Genomic DNA, 925 nt, shown 5'->3' with positions numbered 1-925 from the left:
GGGGCATTGAGCCTTTTTCATCCTGCGTAGGTCGGGTGCTCGGCGTGGTGTAGAACGAGGATGGCCTGCACGATCGTGGTCGCTCGGTGCGGGCTGCACCGGATCTTCGTCAGGATCTTCCAGGTCTTGAGGGTGGCGTTGGCGCGTTCGCCGATCGCGCGGATGCGCGCGTGAGCGCGGTTGAATGTCTTGTGCCAGGCGGACAGTTTGCATCGGTTCCGGTGGCGTTTGTGCGGGGTCCGGATGGTCCCGCGGGCGCCTTGGTACGCCTTGTCGGCGAACGTCATCACGTTCGCGCTGGTCAGAGCATCGATGATGCCGTGGGTTCGGGCGGCGGTCAGGTCATGGGCTGCACCGGGCAGCGCGACTGAGGCCCAGATGAGCCGGCCTGCCGGGTCGGCTATGACCTGCACGTTCACACCGTGGCGGTGGTGTTTTCCCGAGTAGTACGGCTTCTGGTCCGCGACGCGGTCGATCAGGATGAGGGTCCCGTCGAGGATCGCGAAGGACAAGCACCTAATTTTGTCCATGGCGGCGTTGAGGTCGTCGGCGGTGGCGGCGAGCAGGTCGATCGCTTCCTTGACGTAACGCCAGGCGGTCGTCACGCCGATCGTGAATCCGCTGGCCAGACGGGTCAGGGTGTCGCCGTTCCGCAGGTGCGCCAGGGCGAGAAGTGCCTGCTGGCCGGGGCCGAGGCGCCGCCATCGGGATCGCCGCTGGGCGCGGTGGCGGCGGATGAGCGCGGCGAGGTGGTTGAGGCTGCGGGTGGACAACGGAATCGCGGCAGGGTAAGACAGCACAGCGAGGCTCCCGGTCGGGGCATCGGATCTTGGTCGACTGCTGTCTTACCTGGAGCCTCGCCCTTATCGATACCCGGGCCACCCACACCTGCCGTGAACAGCACCGCCAGGTTGAAAAAGGCTCA

At 66.1% G+C, this 925-nt stretch carries 1 protein-coding gene; it reads right to left on the bottom strand.

The window, feature by feature from the left end; genetic code table 11:
* Positions 1-17: 17 nt before the first annotated feature.
* Entirely contained in the window at positions 18-800 is a 783-nt protein-coding gene (locus tag OP04_RS48080) for an IS5/IS1182 family transposase (RefSeq protein WP_033346803.1), read from the bottom strand.
* Positions 801-925 lie beyond the last annotated feature (125 nt).

Origin of the sequence: Catenuloplanes japonicus (genome assembly GCF_000717135.1) — a bacterium.
GTDB lineage: Bacteria > Actinomycetota > Actinomycetes > Mycobacteriales > Micromonosporaceae > Catenuloplanes > Catenuloplanes japonicus.
Note: the sequence above shows the minus strand (reverse complement) of the source record. Positions and strands in the feature narration are given on the sequence as shown.